This window comes from Kitasatospora sp. NBC_00315 (assembly GCF_041435095.1).
Lineage (GTDB): Bacteria > Actinomycetota > Actinomycetes > Streptomycetales > Streptomycetaceae > Kitasatospora.
The window spans coordinates 4,800,265-4,816,329 of the sequence record NZ_CP108025.1 but is presented as its reverse complement, the minus strand read 5'-3'; the positions used below and the strand labels follow the sequence as shown (position 1 = coordinate 4,816,329).

The following is a 16,065-nucleotide window of genomic DNA, read 5'->3' as shown; positions in this document are numbered from 1 at the left end:
GGCACCCCGGCCGCCGTGCCCCGGCACCGGCTCGCCGCCGCCCGGGGCGGGGCGGGCGACGGGCCGGGCGGGGTGAGCGGCAGACCGGCAGGCGGCGGGCGGCGGGCGGCCGGGATCAGCCGTGCAGGTAGACGATGCCCAGCTCGGTGAGCTGCCAGAGCTGCTCGGGCGCGCCGGTGTCGGCCGCCAGGGCGACCGGCGGATTGCCCTGGGCGTCCGGGACCCCGCCGACGGTCGCGACCTTGCCGGTGTCCTGCGAGTCGGCCAGTTCGTACCGGCCGTTCCCGGCCGGGACGAAGACCCAGTGCTGGTTGCCGCCGCCGTTGCAGCGCCACTGCTCCAGCCTGGTGCCGGGGGCGGTGGAGGCGCCGGTGGCGTCCAGGCACATGTCCCGGTTCCCGCTGAAGTCCAGCTCGTAGCTGTTGCCCGCCTTCGCCTCCAGGACGAAGGACTGGTTCAGGCCCCCGGTGGCGGTGTAGGCGATGGCGGGACGCCCGTTGGTGCTGTCGCCGTACGTACCGCCGCCCGCGAGGTCGAGCACCTTGCCGTCGGCGACGTTGGTGAGCTGGTACCAGGAGCCGTCCTCGGGCTTGTCGTCGAACGGCCGTCCGGGGGTGAGCGGTTCGATGGAGGTGGTGTTCTGCTGGTTGAGCGTGCAGTACGCCTGCTGCTGGGTCGGCCGGGCGTAGAACTGGGCGAGGCAGCCGCCCTCGGCGCGGTAGCCCGCGACCCGCAGGTGGTACGACTGGCGGACCATGTTCATGCACAGGCCGGGAATGCCGATCTGCTGGTCACAGCCGTTGCGGACCCATTCGGAGAGGTTGATGACGTCCCCGTTGGTGTACTCGTACGGGGAGCTGGTCCACTCGGCGCAGACCTCGTGCCCGAAGGAGACCCGGCGCTGGTCGAGGTACCGGACGCCGGGGACCTCCTCGGCGGCGGCCCGCAGGGTGTCGCTGAGCACCGGCACCACCCAGTTGTGCCCCCAGGCGAGGTCCTCGGGGAAGGCGGGGCAGCCGTCCGCCACCTTGCCGACGTAGGTGTCGGTCCGGATGTCGGGTGTGATCGGGTTGAAGTAGGACTGGAAGACCAGCTGGTACGAGGAGTCGGCGTAGCCGGCCGTGCGCATGGTCTGCCGGATGTCCTGCAGCGCGGCGACCACCTTGGGCCGGACCCGCTCGGCCCGCGCGGCGATGTCGGCGCTGCCGATGGTGTCCCGGCAGCCCTGGCTCTGCGGCACCGGGAAGTACTGGCCGAGGCAGTGCATCATGATGCCGCTGAAGTCGAAGTCGTCGTTGGCCCCGATCGTGACGACGACCATCCTGACGTCGTACGCGGCCGCCGTCCGGGCGAGCTGGACGTCCTGCTTGGGCTCGCCGAAGTCGCCGCTGCCCGGGCCGGTCGTCCTCGCGAGCACGGGGTCGCTGACCAGGTCACCGGTCTGCGCGCCGGAGCAGGCCAGGTCGACGGGCGTGACGTCGGGGATGCCGGTGACGAAGATCTCCGACTTCGGGTGCCGATGGCAGTAGTCGGTCGGGCTGTCGCTGTCGGGGAAGTACGCGTCGCCGGTGTCGGTGCCCGCACCCTCCCCGGAGATGGCGCTGTCGCCCAGGGCGACGACGGCCGCGGGCTTCGCGGCGGCGGGGGTGACGGCGGCGGGGGTGACGGCGGCGGCGGTCGGGGCGCCGGCCAGTGCGAGGGTGGCGAGCAGGGCGGCGGTGGCGAGCAGGGCGCCGGCGGGCGACCGGCGCGCGGCCGGGCGACATCGCCGCGCGCTCGGGGAGAGGGACCTGATCACGCGTGACTCCTTGCGAGGGTGGGGTCCGCCCGGCAGCGGCCGGGCGACGCGGAGCGTGCGGCGTGCGACTCCCCGGGACCGGGCCACGGACCGGGGAGAAATGTGAGCAGTCCTCATATTCTAAGTACTGACGAGTAAGGCAACAAGAGTCGTGAGGGCCCCTCACCCATCGGGCCGTCAGCGCCGCCCCGGGCCTTCAGCTCCGCCCCGGGCCGGAGCGGCCACCGGGCGGACGGCACCCGGCACGCACCGAGCCGCCGTCCACGCCCCAGGAGGGAGGCGAGGACGGCGGCTCGTGACGTGCGGTGCGGAAGATCCGGTCGGGATCAGCCCGCGTTGACGCAGTTGTTGCCGAACGCCGGGTTCAGCAGGCCGATCACGTCGATCGAGTTGCCGCAGAGGTTGACCGGAACGTGCACCGGGACCTGGACGCTGTTGCCCGAGATGACGCCGGGGGAACCCGCCGCGACGCCCTCGGCGCCGGAGCTGGCCATCGCGGAACCGGCACCGGCCGCGACGATACCCACCACGGCGGCACCAATGGCGGCAGTCTTCTTGATGCTCATAGTGAGCCTCCTGAAAGATCGAAGAGTTGTTAGCTGCACGGAGCGTGCGTGATCCCTAACGAGGCCCCGGGGGACGGGTTGCGTCCACTCGGCCGCTGTCACCCGTACGGCTTACGCCAGGCATTCGGGTGATGAACGGAGCCGACCGTTTCCCGTCGGCCGCCGGGTCGTTCTTCCTGGCGGAACACGCTTCATCCGGACTCTCACGAACGGGACGACACCATGCGCAAGCTCGCCCAGGGTGTGCTCGGTACCGCGGCCGTCGCAGCCCTGCTGCTCGGCGGCGCCGCCAGCGCCTCCGCCCACCACATCCGCGGCGCGGCGGCCGAGGGCGCCGCGGTCGCCTCCCCCGGGGTGCTCTCCGGCAACCTGATCCAGGTGCCGGTGCACGTCCCGGTCAACCTCTGCGGCAACTCGATCGGCCTGGTCACCGTGCTGAACCCGGCGTTCGGGAACACCTGCGTCAACGCCTGACGGACGACGGACCGGGCGGGCGGACGCCCGCTCGGCGTACGTCTGACAGATATTCGATTCGGCCCGCCGAATCCACCTGATCTCCCGGGAGACGCCGAATCGGCGTCGAACCCCCGTTCCTCGCGGGGCTCTCCTGGTCGCGCCACCGAGCGGACACTTCCCGGCCGTGCGGTAATTGTTCGCGGGGCGCAGGAATGAAGCGGCCGAGCACCGTCCAAGCCACGGGCGACACGCACGACTTGGGCCGCCAGAGTGACAATCACGGCGCACCCCTGAACCAGCGGGCGATGATTCTGATTCGCCCGAAATCCCGACAATCGAACCGGTCGGGAAGACAATGGAGGAAAACCCCCATGCGTAACCTCAAGAAGGCCGCCGTTCTGTCCATCGCCGCTGCCGGCCTCGTGGTCGGTGCGGCCGGTGGCGCTGCCGCCAGCTCCGGTGCCGAGGGCGTCGCCGCCGGCTCCCCCGGCGTGCTCTCCGGCAACCTGATCCAGATCCCGGTGCACGTCCCGGTCAACGTCTGCGGCAACACCGTCAACGTGATCGGCCTGCTGAACCCGGCGTTCGGCAACAACTGCGCCAACGTCGGCTGAAGCCGCGGTCGCTGAACAGGCGACAGCTCGCTCAACCGAGTCCGTGCCGCACCCCGCACCCGCGGGGTGCGGCACGCTCATCCGTTTGTGATCTAGGAGATCAAACACCCCATGCAGAACGTGAAGAAGGCCGCCGTCCTCACCGCCGCCGCCGCGAGCCTGGTGCTGGGCGGCGCCGGTGCCGCTGCCGCCAGCTCCGGTGCCGAGGGCGTCGCCGCCGGCTCCCCCGGCGTGCTCTCCGGCAACCTGATCCAGATCCCGGTGCACGTCCCCGTGAACCTGTGCGGCAACTCCGTCAACGTGATCGGCGCCCTGAACCCGGCGTTCGGCAACACCTGCGCCAACGTGGACATGCCCCACGAGCAGCCCGTGGTGACCCCCCAGCCGCAGCCCGTGGACTCGGACGACTGCTGATCGCCGATCGGCGCGAGCCCGACCGTACTGCCCCTCGGCCCGCCGGCCCTGGGGCAGTACGGCGTCCCCGGCGGCCCGGCCGCCGCCGCGCCGGTCACCGCACCCGAAGCGCCGCACCACCGAACCTCCGCACCACCGAATCACCCGAAGGGTAGGTCCTCATGGTCCTGAAGAAGAGCGGGGCCGGCCTCGCCGTCCTGGGCGCCGCGATGCTGCTCGGCACGGGCACGGCACACGCGGACACCGTCCCCCGTCTCCAGCAGACCGAGGTGGCCCCCGCCGTCGGCGGCCTCACCGGCGCCCTCGGCTACGGCGTCGCGCCGGTCAAGGACCTGCGGCTGGACCCGTTCGCGCAGTCCTCCGCCGACGTGCTGAACAACGGGGTCGCCGTCCAGCCCGACAACTCCGGGCTGAAGCCGGTGGGTACCGACTACGTGACCGGGCCGCTGAGCGACGGTGGCGGGATCAGGGACCTGCCCGCGGTCGGCCCGCTGCTGGGCGCCCTGCCCGGCTGAACCCGTCGCCGGGCGGGCGCCGCCCGGCGGGGGAGCCACGACGGCCCCGGTGCCTGTCGCACCGGGGCCGTTCGCGGTGATGTGTCCGGCCGCGCCGCCCGAGGCCCGGCCGCCGGGGCCCGGCCCGGCCGCCCGCGGCGGGACCGGGCCGAACGGGCGGGGTCAGCCCCTGGCCTGCTCCAGGGCGCCGGTGGCGGTGGCCGTGGTCGTGGTCGTGAGCTGCTCCAGCGAATCGGTCAGCGAGATCCGCTTGTCACCGCCGCCCAGCGAGGCCTTGGCCCCGGGCACGGCCTGGACGGGCGCCGTGATCAGCTGCGGGTCCAGCTCTCCGAACTTCAGCGTGTCGGTCAGGTGTCCGCTGTTGCCCTCGACGTAGCTCACCGGACGGCCGAGCGTCAGGGCCGGGCCGGCCACGTTCAGCGGAGCCGCGGGGGCCTCCAGCAGCAGGTCGCCGAGCTCGGTGGAGCGGTCCGCGGCGGGCAGCGGGAGCGCCGCCTGCAGCTCGGGGCCGACCTTGCCGCCGCCCAGCGCGGGGATGATCCGGTCGGGGACGGGCTGAGCCCCGGCGCCCTCCTCCGGAACGGCCGGCATGAGCACCGAGGTCGGGATGCCGCCGTGCACGTGCCCGCCCTCGGGGAGCAGGCCGAGCCGCTCGGTGGCGGATCCCAGCGGGATGTCGAAGGGGACCTGATCGGTCGCCAGCTGCCCCTCCAGGGCGCCGATCTGACCGGGGGTGATCCCGGCGGCGGCCGCCGCACCCTGCGAGGCGAGCACACCGGCACCGACCGCCAGCAGCATCGCGCCGGCCCGCTTGGAGAACTTCATGGTATTCACCGTTCTAGCTGGAGACCTTCTGGGACGGCTGCGTCGCGCAGCCGAAAGCACCCTGCTTCAACGAGGTAGCGGGGGCCCTGATTGCGGCCGTTAGCCGATTCGGGCTAATAATCTGACCGCACGGACCACCCCACGGTGATCCGCACACGGTTTTTCCGAATCCGCGTAACCTTCCGCCCCGTCATTCTTTGATCTGGTTGTCGCAGCCACGACGAGGGGCAGGACCGGATGCCGCAGAGCATTCCAGCGTCCGTCCCGATCGGGCCAGTGACCGCAGACCGGGTCTCATCGTTGAACGCACGGAATCCGAAAAAAGCATTTCAGAGAGGGATCTCCCCCATGCTCAAGAAGTCTTTCGCCGCCGCCGGCCTGGTCACGGCCGCCCTGGCCATGGCCTCCGCCCCCGCCTCGGCCATCGGTGACGCGGACGGCGCCTCCGCCTCCCTGCAGGGCAACGGCGGGACCAACAACACCGGCACCTGGGGCGACCACAGCCCGAACTTCCACTTCCTGGACAACCCGAACATCTGCCTGCCGGAGATCCACAACATCGCCGTCGGCGCCCTCGGTGGCATCGCCGTCCCGATCGAGGTCCCGATCGCCAACAGCGGTGGCAAGCAGTACTGCGTCCAGGGCCAGGGCAGCCAGTCGCACGGCGACGCCGGCGTCTCCCACCTCGTCGGCTGACCCACGGCCGCGTCGGGACCACTGAACCACTCCGTCCCACCCGGGCCTCCCCGCCCGGCGAGTACCACCCCGCTCCACCGGAACCACCCCCGAATCGCCCCCGATTCACCCCGAGAGGAACACCAGAAATGATCAAGAAGACTCTGACCGCAGCCGGCCTCGCCGTCGCCGCGATCGCCATGTCGGCCGGCTCCGCCTCCGCGATCGCCGACTCGGACGGCTCGGCCGTCTCGGTCCAGGGCGACGGCGGCACCAACGCCACCGGCACCCAGGGCAACCACAGCCCGAACTTCCACACCCTCGACAACCCGAACATCTGCCTGCCGGAGGTTCACAACATCGCCGTCGCCGCGCTCATCGGTGTCGCGGTTCCGGTCGAGGTCCCGATCCTGAACAGCACCCCGAAGCAGATCTGCGACGTGGGCCAGCCGACCCAGTCCTCGGGCGACGCGGGCGTCTCGCACCTGATCGGCTGATCAAGGACCGTCGCCGGATTCGGTCCGTGGGGCCCGGGGGATCGTTCCCCGGGCCCCACGGGCTTCTGTACGAACCGCGGTGGATCGCACGACCGGACGGTCCTCATCCGACTCCTTCGGGTGACAGGCCGTCGGTGCGGCGCGTTCCGAGCGGCGCGCCCGCACGTCCTGTGGTCACGTGACACCACAGGCCCCCCACCCGATCCGCTCGCTCCCCGGCCCGCCGGGCCCGGGAGACGGATCGCAGGAGAGAGGACAGATTTCGATGAAGAGCATGCTGGGCAAGGCCCTCCTGACCGCGGTCGGCGCGCTGGCCGTCGCCGGCGTCTCGGCCCCCGCGTACGCGCACGTGGGCGTCGAGGGCGGCGGGCAGTTCGTGGCGTCGGCCGACCCGGTCTTCGTGGCCGGCGAGCAGTGGGGTGCGGCGCACACCAGCCACATCCACGCCGCCGACCAGCGCTGGGGCTGGGCGACGTCCACCGACCTCGGCGGCGCCCAGGACGGCTTCGCCCACGTCGGCTGACGCCCGCCCCTGACGCCCGTTCCTGACGCCCGTTCCTGACGCATCACCAGGACGCGCCGGCGCACGGCGAAGGCCGGGCCCCGTCCGCGGGGCCCGGCCTTCGTGCTGCTCCGGCTCCGCCGGTCCGCTCCGAACGACCTACCGCAGCATCGCGGCGGCCTCGACCGCCCAGTAGGTGAGGATCTGCTCGGCGCCGGCCCGGCGGATCGAGGTGAGCGTCTCCAGGATCGTCCGCTCCCGGTCGATCCAGCCGTTCGCGGCGGCCGCCTCGACCATCGAGTACTCACCGGAGACCTGGTAGGCGGAGACCGGCACCGGCGAGGCGTCGGCGACCTGCCGCAGGATGTCCAGGTACGCCATCGCGGGCTTGACCATCACCAGGTCGGCGCCCTCGGCGACGTCCAGCGCCAGCTCGCGCAGCGCCTCCCGGGCGTTCGCCGGGTCCTGCTGGTAGCTCTTGCGGTCGCCCTGGAGGGAGGAGCCGACCGCCTCGCGGAACGGGCCGAAGAACGCCGAGGCGTACTTCGCGGTGTAGGCGAGGATGCCGGTGTCCAGGTGCCCGGCCTGGTCCAGGGCCCGCCGGACGACACCGATCTGGCCGTCCATCATCCCGGACGGGCCGACCAGGTGGACGCCCGCGTCGGCCTGAACCACGGCCATCTCCGCGTACCGGGCCAGCGTCGCGTCGTTGTCCACGCTGCCGTCGGCGGCCAGCACACCGCAGTGGCCGTGGTCGGTGTACTCGTCCAGGCAGAGGTCGGACATCACCACGATCGAGTCGCCGACCTCGGAGACCACGTCCCGGATCGCCTTCTGCAGGATGCCGTCCGGATTGGTGCCCTCGCTGCCGGTCGCGTCCTGCACGGCCGGGACGCCGAACAGCATCAGACCCCCGAGGCCCGCCTCGGCGGCCTGCACGGCGGCCTTGCGCAGCGTGTCGCGGGTGTGCTGGACGACCCCGGGCATCGCCGAGATCGGCACAGGTTCGCCGATACCCTCGCGGACGAACAGCGGCAGGATCAGCTCGGCCGGGTGCAGCCGGGTCTGCGCGACCATCCGGCGCATCGCCGGGGTCGTGCGCAGCCGGCGCGGGCGTACGTACGGGAATTCAGCGGACACGGCTTCTCTCTCCGGACGGTGGGGCGTCGGGGGAGGCCGGCCCGGCCTCCCCCGACGGGGTGTGTTCTCAGCGGGCCTTGCGGCGCGAGCCGGGGCGGCGCTCGCTCGGCCGGTAGACCGGCTCACCGGCCGCCGTGGCGGTGTCGCGACGACGTGCCCCGAAGTCTGCCAGGGCCTGGGCCAGCGCGGCGGCGGACGGCGCCGGGGCCATCACGTCGACCCGCAGGCCGTGCTCCTCGGCGGTCTTCGCGGTGGCCGGGCCGATGCAGGCGATCACGGTCACGTTGTGCGGCTTGCCGGCGATCCCGACCAGGTTGCGCACGGTGGACGACGAGGTGAAGAGCACCGCGTCGAAACCGCCGCCCTTGATCGCCTCACGGGTCTCGGCCGGCGGCGGCGAGGCGCGCACCGTCCGGTACGCCGTCACGTCGTCGACCTCCCAGCCCAGCTCGACCAGGCCGGCCACCAGGGTCTCGGTGGCGATGTCGGCGCGGGGCAGCAGCACCCGGTCGATCGGGTCGAACACCGGGTCGTACGGCGGCCAGTCCTCCAGCAGACCGGCCGCGGACTGCTCGCCGGAGGGCACCAGATCGGGCTTCACGCCGAAGTCCACCAGCGACTGCGCGGTGGTCTCGCCGACCGCCGCGACCTTGATGCCGGCGAAGGCCCGGGCGTCCAGCCCGTACTCCTCGAACTTCTCACGCACCGCGCGCACCGCGTTGACCGAGGTGAAGGCGATCCACTCGTAGCGGCCGGTGACCAGGCCCTTGATCGCCCGTTCCATCTGCTGCGGGGTGCGGGGCGGCTCCACCGCGATGGTGGGCACCTCCTGCGGCACCGCCCCGTACGAGCGCAGCTGGTCGGAGAGGCCGGTGGCCTGCTCCTTGGTGCGCGGCACCAGGACGTTCCAGCCGAACAGCGGCTTGGTCTCGAACCAGGAGTGCGAGATGCGGTGCGCGACCTGCTCGCCGACCACGGCTATGACCGAGGTCGCGGTGTCCACCGGGGCGGAGACCGGCGAGGGCAGCACCCGGGCCGCCTTGAGATCGGCGGCGATGGTCGCCAGCGTCGCGGTGAAGGAGCGCTGGCGGGTGGTGGTGCCGGAGAGCGTGGCGCAGAACGCCGAGTCCGGCTTGCGGCCGTTCGCCACCAGCGCGTTGGCGGTGGCGGGCAGCTGGCCGAGCGTGGTGCGCACGACCAGCGTGGTCTCCGGGGAGCCGAGGTCGACCGGCCCGCCGGCCAGCAGCGCCGCGCCGTCCACGAACCGGACGTCCGTCCCGTTGCTGCCGCGCAGCGGCACACCCGCGTAGGCGGGGACGCCGACCGACTGGGCGACGCCCGGGATCACCTCGAAGGGGATCGCCGACTTCGCGCAGGAGAGCATCTCCTCGGCCGCGCAGCCGTCCAGGCCCGGGTCGCCGTCGACGGTGCGGACCACGTGCTTGCCCGCCCGGACGGCCTCGGCGACCAGCCGGGCCAGGTCGAAGCCGCCGTCGGGGGCGTCCGTGGCGGTGCCGGAGCCGAGGGCCGCGGTGGTGTGTACCTGCACACCGGCCGGACAGTGGCTGCGGACGGCGGCGGCGGTCAGCGGATCGGCGACCAGGATGTCGGCCGAGGCCAGCACCTCGACCGCACGCAGGGTCAGCAGCCCCGGATCCCCGGGGCCCGCGCCCAGGAAGGTGCAGCGCCCGGCGGGGGCGGGCCCGGCCTGGAACGGGTTGCCGCCCGGGAGCGGGGTGTCGGTGGCAGCGGTGGGGCTCATCGGGCTCGCTCCCCCATGAGAGTGGACGCACCCGCGTCGAGCAGCCGGGCGGCAAGGGCGTGGCCGAGGGCCCGCGCGTGCTGCTCGGCCGACTCGTCGAGGACGAGCGGACCACTGGCGGACATCTTCAGCAGGGTGGCGCCGTCGACGGTGCCGACCACGCCCTCCAGCAACAGTTCGGAGCGGCTGCCCCAGGTCGCGAGCGCCCCGACCGGGGCGGAGCAACCGGCTTCGAGGGCGGCCAGCAGAGCGCGCTCGGCCACCACCGCGACCCGGGTGGGGGCGTGGTCCAGGGCGGCCAGAGTCGCGGCCAGGGCGGTGTTCGCGCTGGTGCACTCGATCGCGAGGGCGCCCTGTCCGGGAGCCGGGAGCATCAGCTCGGGATCGAGGTGCTCGGTGATCTCGGCCCCGCGCCCGAGCCGGTTGAGGCCGGCCGCGGCGAGGACCACCGCGTCGAGCTCACCGGAGGCGACGAAACCGATCCGGGTGTCGACGTTGCCCCGGATCGGGGTGGTCTCCACGGTCGTGCCCCGGGCGGCGGCCCAGGCGTTGAGCTGGGCCGCCCGACGCGGCGACCCGGTGCCTATCCGCGCGGTGCGGCCGGCGCCGGCCAGCTTCTCCAGCAGTTCCTGCAGGCCCAGGCCCTCGCGGGCGACGAGGGCGTCGCGGACGTCCTCGCGCTCGGGGACGGCGGCCAGCAGCAGGCCCTCGGGGGCCGCGGTGGGAAGGTCCTTCAGGGAGTGCACGGCGAAGTCGATCCGGCCCTCCAGCAGCGCGTCGCGCAGGGCGGAGACGAAGACACCGGTGCCTCCGATCTGCGCCAGGGCCTCGCGGGAGGTGTCGCCGTAGGTGGTGATCTCCACCAGTTCGACGGCGCGTCCGGTGAGCCGGCCCACCTCGCGGGCGACCATGCCCGACTGCGCCATGGCGAGTGCGCTGCGGCGGGTGCCGAGCCGCAGCGGCACGGCGGACGGCGGGGCCTGGTCGTGGAGCGGTTGACCATTCATGAGGTGATCGTCCCGGTGGTACTCGTGGGATGGCTGACGGTTCATCTGGCGACCTCGCCCGCGAGGGTGCCGTTGGCGGGCCGGGCCGGGCCCGGGGTCTGCGGGCCCGGCTTCTGCGGGCCCGTCTTGGTGACGACCGGCTGCTGGGCAGCCGACTTCTGGGCGCCCGGCGTGCCCGAGACCGCGTGGACGGCCGCCGGGTCGAGGTCGAACAGCTCGCGCAGGGCGTCCGCGTACGAGGCGCCGCCGGGCTCGGCGGCGAGCTGCTTCACCCGCACGGTGGGCGCGTGCAGCAGCTTGTCCACCACGCGGCGGACGGTCTGGGTGATCTCGGCGCGGGAGCGCTCGTCCAGGTCGGGCAGCCGGGAGTCCAGCCGCCCGAGCTCGGAGAGGACCACCTCGGAGGCCATCGCCCGCAGCGCGACCACGGTGGGCGCGATCCGGGCGGCCCGCTGGGCGGCGCCGAACGCGGCGACCTCGTCGGCGACGATGCCGCCGACGGCGTCCACGTCGCCCGCGCCGGGGGTGGCGGCGTGGGCGTGCGAGAGGCTCTCCAGGTCGACCAGCAGCGCGCCGGGCAGCGCGTGCACGGCGTGGTCGACGTCGCGCGGCATCGCCAGGTCGAGGAAGGCGAGCGGCGAGGCGGCGTCCCGGGCCGCGACGGCGGTCGCGACGTCGTCGGCGCCGATCACCACGCCGGCCGCGCCGGTGCAGGAGATCACCAGGTCGACGTCGGCCAGTGCCTCGGGAACCTTCGCCAGGTCGAGCGTCCGGGCGTTCGCGCTGCCCAGGATGGCCACCAGGCGCTCGGCCCGCTCGGGGGTGCGATTGGCGATCAACAGTTCGCTCACACCCGCGCGCACCAGCGTGGCGGCGGCCAGCGAGCTCATCGAGCCCGCACCGACCACCAGGGCCCGCTTGCCGGCGATCTCCCCGGCACCGGCGGCGATCTGCTCCAGGCCGAAGGTGACCAGCGACTGGCCGGCCTTGTCGATGCCGGTCTCGCTGTGCGCCCGCTTGCCCACCCGCAGGGCCTGCTGGAAGAGCTCGTTGAGGTCGCGCCCGGCGGTGTGCTCCTCCTGGGCGCGGGCGAGCGCGTCGCGCAGCTGGCCGAGGATCTGGCCCTCGCCGACCACCATCGAGTCCAGGCCGCAGGCCACCGAGAAGAGGTGGTGGACGGCGCGGTCCTCGTAGTGGACGTAGAGATGGGAGGTGAGCTCCTCCAGGTCCACGCCAGTGTGGTGGGCGAGCAGGAGGGAGAGCTCGGCGACGCCGGCGTGGAACTTGTCCACGTCCGCGTAGAGCTCGATCCGGTTGCAGGTGTTGACCAGCGCGGCCTCGGCGACGGTCGCCGTCGCGGCGGCGTCGTGCAGCAGCCGGGTGGGGACGTCACCGGTGAGCGCCGCGCGCTCCAGCACCCCGACGGGCGCGGTGCGGTGGCTCAGCCCTACGACGAGCAGGCTCATGCCGGCCTCCCACCGCGGTGAACGCGCGCGCTCATGCCGGCATCACCGCCGAGAGGTCGCCCTCGGGGCCCGTGCCCTTGGCCGGCTTGGCGGCCTTCACGGCCTTGGCCTTGGTCTGGTCGGCCTCCGGCTTGGCGTCCGTCAGGGCCTTGGCGGTGCCTGCCGCACGGCGCAGCTTGGCGGCGGCGGCCCGGACCGGACCGGGGGCCCGGTCGAGCACGGACTCGCCGCGGTCCGGCTCCTCGCCCGCCTTGCGCTGCTCGTGGAAGGCCAGGATCTGAAGCTCTATGGACAGATCGACCTTGCGCACGTCCACGCCGTCCGGGACGGTCAGCACGGTGGGCGCGAAGTTCAGGATGCTGGTGACGCCCGCCTCGACCAGCCGGTCGCAGACCAGCTGGGCGGCGCCGGGGGGCGTGGTGATGACGCCGATGGAGACCGCGTGGGTCTCCACGATCTCCTCCAGCTCGTCCATGTGCCGCACCGGCAGACCGGCCGCGCTGCTGCCGACCACGGCCGGATCGGCGTCCAGCAGGGCCGCGACCCGGAAGCCGCGGGAGGCGAAGCCGCCGTAGTTGGCGAGCGCGTGGCCGAGGTTGCCGATCCCGACGATCACGACCGGCCAGTCCTGGGTCAGGCCGAGCTCGCGGGAGATCTGGTAGACGAGGTACTCGACGTCGTAACCGACCCCGCGGGTGCCGTACGAGCCGAGGTAGGAGAAGTCCTTGCGCAGCTTCGCGGAGTTCACACCCGCGGCGGCCGCCAGCTCCTCGGAGGAGACGGTGGGGACGGAGCGCTCCGAGAGCGCGGTGAGGGCCCGCAGATACAGCGGGAGTCGGGCGACGGTCGCCTCCGGGATGCCCCGGGCACGCGAGGGTCGGCGCGCGGCGCCCTGGTCGGGCGTCTGCGAACTGCTCTGTGGTGATCGGCCGATTGCCACGGTGCTCCTGTGGGTGAAGCTGGGCTTAGGTGGCCAGGCTATGCGTTTGTGAACGTGTGCACAAAGATGGTGTCCGATTTGTCCGTACACAGTGATGCGCATCACGCCGGGTGTCCCATAGCACCGGAGTCCGTCGGCGCGACGGCCGGGGGCCGTCCGCCCGGCTGCCGGGGCCCGGCCGGAGCCTCCCGCCTGATCAGCCCGAGCGGGGCGCCGTCCGGCTGCGAGCGGGCCCGGGGCAGCCGGGGCCACGACACCCCGACGGCCTCGCGCAACGGCTCGGCCCAGGCGGCCGGCGGGCAGGAGCGGGTGCGTATGCAGTGCCGCAGCAGGTCGGCGGTGGCGCGGGCGTCGCCGAGCGCGGTGTGCGCCGGGTACCAGCCCAGCCCGGCCGCGTCGGCGCAGGCGGCGAGGCCGAAGCCGCCGGCCCCCGGCAGGTGGGCGCGGGCCAGGCGCATCGTGCAGAGCAGCGGCACCGCCGGCCAGGGCACCCCGATCCGGGCGAACTCGCGATCCAGGAAGGACTGGTCGCAGGTCACGTGGTGGCCGACCAGCACCCGCCCCGACAACAGCTCCAGCAGGTACGGGGCCACCTCGCGAAAGCGCGGGGCGCCGGCCACGTCCGTCTGGGCGATCCGGTGCACATGGGTCGGGCCGACCGGGCCGACCGGGTCGAGCAGGGTCGCGAACTCGGCCTCGGTCCGCAGCTGCCGGTCCAGCAGGACGACGGCGACCTCGACCACGCGATGGCGCCAGGGGCTGCGCCCGGTGGCCTCCACGTCGACCACGGCGAACCCCTCGGCGGCGACGGCCTGCCCTGGGATCCGGCCGGGAAGCATGGCGGCGGCACTCCTCTGCGGTCTGCCCCCGTGGCGCGAAAACGAGGTTAGATCGTAAGCCGACCATGCGGTGGATTCCCAGCCGTTGTGCAGTTTTCTTCGCCACACTCACACACCTGAGCGCGACGCGAGCGGGCTGCGAGCGGGCTCCCGGGGCGCCCCGGGTGCCGGCCCGCGGGCGCCGCGGGTGATCGGCCGGCCCGGGCCCGCCCCCGGTCAGGCGCCGAGGGCCGTCCGGAGCCGCCGCTCGTCGACCCGCCAGAAGTCGTGCTGCCGGCCGTCGATCAGGGTCACCGGGATCTGCTCCCAGTACTTGCGGTACAGCTCCTCGTCCTGGGTGATGTCCTTCTCCTCGAAGGCGGCGCCGGTCTCGGCGGTCACCCGGACGATCACCGCGCGGGCGTCGTCGCAGAGGTGACACCCCGGCTTTCCGACCAGGGTCACGGTGCGGTCCGCCGGGTTCGGGGTCTTGTCACGTCGCAGCAGTGGGCTCACCCGGCCATTGTGCTCCAGCGCTCCGGCTCCCCCGGCTCCGTCACCCCGTGCTCCGCGTCCGTCGGCCCCTTCCTTCCGGCCCCTTCGTTCCGGGCCCGGCCTCCCGCCCCGCGCGGACGGTCACGGCGTTGCCGCGGGCCGTTAACCGCTCCTGCACGCCGACGTCACGGTCATGGTCACCGGCGCTGGCTATGCTCGGTGCCATGGCCGTGCTTCGAAGGCTCACCCTCACCAGGCGTTCCCCGACCGAGCGGACCGCGCTGGCGGGCGAGGCCGCCGCCGCGGCGGCGGAGGCGGCGTTGCGGGCGCAGCCCGCCCCGGACGGGACGAGCGTGCCCGACGGGACGAGCGCCCCGGACGCGGCGGCCGGGCACGGCGGGCGGGCGGAGCACGACGAGGACGCCGGGCACGAGCCGGAGGGCGGGCCGGGCGGGAAGCGGGCCAAGGCCCCCAAGGCGCCGGCCGGCAACCACACCCCCGACCCGGACGACCCCCGCGCCGCCGCCTTCTTCGACTGCGACAACACCATCCTGCGCGGCGCCGCGGTCTTCTACCTGGGCATCGGCCTCTACCGGCGCGACTTCTTCACCCACCGGGACGTGGCCCGGTTCGCCTGGCAGCAGGCCTGGTTCCGGCTGCACGGCACCGAGGACCCGGAGCACATGGCCGACGCCCAGCACACCGCGCTGGGTCTGGTGGCGGGCAAGCGCACCGCCGACCTGGAGGAGATCTGCGAGGAGATCTTCGAGGACGTCATCGCCGAGAAGATCTGGCCGGGCACCCGCGCGCTGGTCCAGATGCACCTCGACGCCGGCCAGCGGGTCTGGCTGGTCACCGCGGCCCCGCAGGAGGTGGCCCGGATCATCGCCCGCCGGCTCGGCATGACCGGCGCGCTCGGGACGGTCGCCGAGGCGCGGGACGGCCTCTACACCGGACGCCTGGTCGGCGAGCTGCTGCACGGCCCCGCCAAGGCGGCCGCCGTCCGCTCGCTGGCCCGCCGCGAGCGGCTCGACCTCGACCGCTGCGCCGCGTACAGCGACTCGTCCAACGACATCCCGATGCTCTCGCTGGTCGGCCACCCGTACGTGGTGAACCCGGACGGCGCGCTGCGCCGCCACGCCCGGGCGATGGGGTGGCGGGTGCGCGACTTCCGCACCGGCCGCAAGGCCGCCCGGGTGGGCATCCCGGCCGCGGCGGCGCTCGGGGTGGCCGCCGGAGCGACCGCGGCCGGCGTCGCGATCCACCGGCGGCACACCGCCTGACCAGCGGCCACGGCGTCAATCCGGGCGCCCGCGCGGCGCCCTCGTACGAGCGAATCCGGCGGTGGCGCGGCGGCTTTCCCGCCCCGCCGTCCGGGCCTGCCACCTGATGACCGGATCCGATCGTTCGACAGACCGGCAAAGTCTGGGATTGCCGGGACAGAAGGCGGGGAATCCGCGCGCCGCACCGCCGAACCGGTCACCGAGCGCTCCCGTTCGATCACGTTGAGCCGAGCGAATGGCGACACGTCCGATCAGTTTCCGGCCGATTGGCATAGGTAGCGGATCCCAAACG

18 protein-coding genes are annotated in these 16,065 nt (G+C 73.4%); 8 read left to right on the top strand and 10 right to left on the bottom strand.

What is annotated here, in order from left to right:
- Window positions 1–115: 115 nt before the first annotated feature.
- The gene (locus tag OG823_RS19830) at window positions 116–1,798 is read right to left on the bottom strand and encodes an RICIN domain-containing protein (RefSeq protein ID WP_371480935.1); all 1,683 of its coding nucleotides are present in this window, start codon (window positions 1,796–1,798) and stop codon (window positions 116–118) included.
- Window positions 1,799–2,124: 326 nt separating this feature from the next.
- Window positions 2,125–2,364 carry a chaplin gene (locus OG823_RS19825; RefSeq protein WP_371480934.1) on the bottom strand — a complete coding sequence of 80 codons (240 nt, stop codon included), beginning with the start codon at window positions 2,362–2,364 and terminating at the stop codon, window positions 2,125–2,127.
- Window positions 2,365–2,586: 222 nt separating this feature from the next.
- Between OG823_RS19825 and OG823_RS19820 the strand changes: the two genes are divergently transcribed.
- From OG823_RS19820 to OG823_RS19805, 4 genes are all read left to right on the top strand, one after another.
- Complete coding sequence (locus OG823_RS19820) at window positions 2,587–2,838, top strand: chaplin (protein ID WP_371480933.1); 252 nt, start codon at window positions 2,587–2,589, stop codon at window positions 2,836–2,838.
- Window positions 2,839–3,191: 353 nt separating this feature from the next.
- Window positions 3,192–3,434: a chaplin gene (locus OG823_RS19815; RefSeq protein WP_371480932.1), complete on the top strand. Its 243-nt coding sequence runs from the start codon at window positions 3,192–3,194 to the stop codon at window positions 3,432–3,434.
- Between the two features lie 111 nt (window positions 3,435–3,545).
- Window positions 3,546–3,848 carry a chaplin gene (locus tag OG823_RS19810; protein ID WP_371480931.1) on the top strand — a complete coding sequence of 101 codons (303 nt, stop codon included), beginning with the start codon at window positions 3,546–3,548 and terminating at the stop codon, window positions 3,846–3,848.
- Between the two features lie 161 nt (window positions 3,849–4,009).
- Complete coding sequence (locus OG823_RS19805) at window positions 4,010–4,363, top strand: hypothetical protein (RefSeq protein WP_371480930.1); 354 nt, start codon at window positions 4,010–4,012, stop codon at window positions 4,361–4,363.
- Window positions 4,364–4,525: 162 nt separating this feature from the next.
- Here the strand turns inward: OG823_RS19805 and OG823_RS19800 are convergent, their stop codons facing one another.
- Window positions 4,526–5,188 carry a hypothetical protein gene (locus OG823_RS19800; RefSeq protein ID WP_371480929.1) on the bottom strand — a complete coding sequence of 221 codons (663 nt, stop codon included), beginning with the start codon at window positions 5,186–5,188 and terminating at the stop codon, window positions 4,526–4,528.
- Between the two features lie 348 nt (window positions 5,189–5,536).
- Here OG823_RS19800 and OG823_RS19795 point away from each other — a divergent pair, with 348 nt between their 5' ends.
- From OG823_RS19795 to OG823_RS19785, 3 genes are all read left to right on the top strand, one after another.
- A complete protein-coding gene (locus OG823_RS19795; RefSeq protein ID WP_371480928.1) occupies window positions 5,537–5,884 on the top strand; it encodes a rodlet layer protein in 348 nt (115 codons plus the stop codon).
- 128 nt (window positions 5,885–6,012) lie between these two features.
- Window positions 6,013–6,360 (top strand): rodlet layer protein, encoded by a 348-nt coding sequence (locus OG823_RS19790; protein WP_371480927.1) that lies wholly within the window; start codon window positions 6,013–6,015, stop codon window positions 6,358–6,360.
- A gap of 265 nt (window positions 6,361–6,625) precedes the next feature.
- Complete coding sequence (locus OG823_RS19785) at window positions 6,626–6,883, top strand: hypothetical protein (protein WP_371480926.1); 258 nt, start codon at window positions 6,626–6,628, stop codon at window positions 6,881–6,883.
- A gap of 138 nt (window positions 6,884–7,021) precedes the next feature.
- Here the strand turns inward: OG823_RS19785 and hemB are convergent, their stop codons facing one another.
- From hemB to OG823_RS19750, 7 genes are all read right to left on the bottom strand, one after another.
- Complete coding sequence (gene hemB / locus OG823_RS19780) at window positions 7,022–8,002, bottom strand: porphobilinogen synthase (RefSeq protein WP_371480925.1); 981 nt, start codon at window positions 8,000–8,002, stop codon at window positions 7,022–7,024.
- 67 nt (window positions 8,003–8,069) lie between these two features.
- A complete protein-coding gene (locus OG823_RS19775) occupies window positions 8,070–9,764 on the bottom strand; it encodes a uroporphyrinogen-III synthase (protein ID WP_371480924.1) in 1,695 nt (564 codons plus the stop codon).
- A complete protein-coding gene (gene hemC / locus OG823_RS19770) occupies window positions 9,761–10,771 on the bottom strand; it encodes a hydroxymethylbilane synthase (protein ID WP_371480923.1) in 1,011 nt (336 codons plus the stop codon). The genes OG823_RS19775 and hemC overlap by 4 nt, the downstream gene beginning before the upstream one ends.
- Window positions 10,772–10,812: 41 nt before the next feature.
- Window positions 10,813–12,237 (bottom strand): glutamyl-tRNA reductase, encoded by a 1,425-nt coding sequence (locus OG823_RS19765; protein ID WP_371480922.1) that lies wholly within the window; start codon window positions 12,235–12,237, stop codon window positions 10,813–10,815.
- A gap of 31 nt (window positions 12,238–12,268) precedes the next feature.
- Entirely contained in the window at window positions 12,269–13,177 is a 909-nt protein-coding gene (locus tag OG823_RS19760; protein WP_371480921.1) for a redox-sensing transcriptional repressor Rex, read from the bottom strand.
- Between the two features lie 101 nt (window positions 13,178–13,278).
- A complete protein-coding gene (locus tag OG823_RS19755; RefSeq protein WP_371480920.1) occupies window positions 13,279–14,016 on the bottom strand; it encodes an exonuclease domain-containing protein in 738 nt (245 codons plus the stop codon).
- Window positions 14,017–14,232: 216 nt separating this feature from the next.
- Window positions 14,233–14,511, bottom strand: coding sequence for a glutaredoxin family protein (locus OG823_RS19750; protein WP_371480919.1), 279 nt, complete (start codon window positions 14,509–14,511; stop codon window positions 14,233–14,235).
- Between the two features lie 203 nt (window positions 14,512–14,714).
- Between OG823_RS19750 and OG823_RS19745 the strand changes: the two genes are divergently transcribed.
- Window positions 14,715–15,773, top strand: a complete 1,059-nt coding sequence (locus OG823_RS19745; RefSeq protein WP_371480918.1) for an HAD family hydrolase — start codon at window positions 14,715–14,717, stop codon at window positions 15,771–15,773.
- Window positions 15,774–16,065 lie beyond the last annotated feature (292 nt).

Excerpts from the sequence above, each read along its gene's own strand:
- OG823_RS19745 (WP_371480918.1), top strand. The coding sequence starts at position 14,715 with ATGGCCGTGCTTCGAAGGCTCACCCTCACCAGGCGTTCCCCGACCGAG.
- OG823_RS19810 (WP_371480931.1), top strand. The coding sequence starts at position 3,546 with ATGCAGAACGTGAAGAAGGCCGCCGTCCTCACCGCCGCCGCCGCGAGC.
- hemC (WP_371480923.1), bottom strand. The coding sequence starts at position 10,771 with ATGAATGGTCAACCGCTCCACGACCAGGCCCCGCCGTCCGCCGTGCCG.
- OG823_RS19820 (WP_371480933.1), top strand. The coding sequence starts at position 2,587 with ATGCGCAAGCTCGCCCAGGGTGTGCTCGGTACCGCGGCCGTCGCAGCC.
- OG823_RS19765 (WP_371480922.1), bottom strand. The coding sequence starts at position 12,237 with ATGAGCCTGCTCGTCGTAGGGCTGAGCCACCGCACCGCGCCCGTCGGG.
- OG823_RS19815 (WP_371480932.1), top strand. The coding sequence starts at position 3,192 with ATGCGTAACCTCAAGAAGGCCGCCGTTCTGTCCATCGCCGCTGCCGGC.
- OG823_RS19755 (WP_371480920.1), bottom strand. The coding sequence starts at position 14,016 with ATGCTTCCCGGCCGGATCCCAGGGCAGGCCGTCGCCGCCGAGGGGTTC.
- OG823_RS19825 (WP_371480934.1), bottom strand. The coding sequence starts at position 2,364 with ATGAGCATCAAGAAGACTGCCGCCATTGGTGCCGCCGTGGTGGGTATC.
- OG823_RS19790 (WP_371480927.1), top strand. The coding sequence starts at position 6,013 with ATGATCAAGAAGACTCTGACCGCAGCCGGCCTCGCCGTCGCCGCGATC.
- OG823_RS19785 (WP_371480926.1), top strand. The coding sequence starts at position 6,626 with ATGAAGAGCATGCTGGGCAAGGCCCTCCTGACCGCGGTCGGCGCGCTG.
- OG823_RS19800 (WP_371480929.1), bottom strand. The coding sequence starts at position 5,188 with ATGAAGTTCTCCAAGCGGGCCGGCGCGATGCTGCTGGCGGTCGGTGCC.
- OG823_RS19775 (WP_371480924.1), bottom strand. The coding sequence starts at position 9,764 with ATGAGCCCCACCGCTGCCACCGACACCCCGCTCCCGGGCGGCAACCCG.
- OG823_RS19795 (WP_371480928.1), top strand. The coding sequence starts at position 5,537 with ATGCTCAAGAAGTCTTTCGCCGCCGCCGGCCTGGTCACGGCCGCCCTG.
- OG823_RS19805 (WP_371480930.1), top strand. The coding sequence starts at position 4,010 with ATGGTCCTGAAGAAGAGCGGGGCCGGCCTCGCCGTCCTGGGCGCCGCG.